The organism is Mycetohabitans sp. B8, from assembly GCF_021991875.1.
Classification (GTDB): Bacteria; Pseudomonadota; Gammaproteobacteria; order Burkholderiales; family Burkholderiaceae; genus Mycetohabitans.
Genome location: NZ_JAHLKR010000045.1, coordinates 1 through 619, shown reverse-complemented (window position 1 = coordinate 619; position 619 = coordinate 1). Strand labels below are relative to the sequence as shown.

At 59.1% G+C, this 619-nt stretch carries 1 protein-coding gene; it reads left to right on the top strand.

Going from position 1 to position 619, the window contains the following annotated elements; all coding sequences use genetic code 11:
- Positions 1-119: 119 nt before the first annotated feature.
- A partial coding sequence (locus KQH60_RS14600) for a helix-turn-helix domain-containing protein (RefSeq protein ID WP_237577128.1) occupies positions 120-619 on the top strand: 500 nt, incomplete at its 3' end.

Below are 619 nucleotides of genomic sequence, written 5' to 3'. Positions count from 1 at the left end.
GAGCGCCTCCATGATCTGGCTGTCCGTGAATCTCGACTTCTTCATTGCGTAGAACTCCCTTAACAAGAAAATTCTACTTCTGTTCCCACCGGTTTTTTGGGGGATTACCATGGCATCTATTGAAAAATCTTGGCGATACCATTGAGCGCGCGCTGAGCCGCTGCCAGCGGCCTATCCGCGAAGTTGCACGCTCGCTCAATCACGAGCACGCTTGTGCCGCATTGCCAGCGATCGAATCGAATGCGTCCTGCGTTGCAACCACATCGCGCGCAAAGGAGCAACAAGCGCAGCGGCGCGAAGTGCGGCTCGCGCGCTATAGGACGGTCATGCGTCACCATCAAAGTGGGATGGCAATACGCGCGATTGCGCGCATCATGGCATTGGACCGGCGTACGGTGCGGCATTGGATCAACGCCGGTGGGTTCCCTGAGCGGGCGCAGCGGCCACCCGCAGCCAGCAAGTTGGATCCCTATCGAGCGTATCTTGCCCAGCGCTGGCGTGAAGGCTGCCCAAACGCGGCGAGGTTGTATCGGGAAATCGTGGGCCAAGGGTTCAACGGCGGTTGCGGCATCGTACGCCAAGCCCTTCAGCCTTGGCGACAAGCCTGTGCAATCACGCA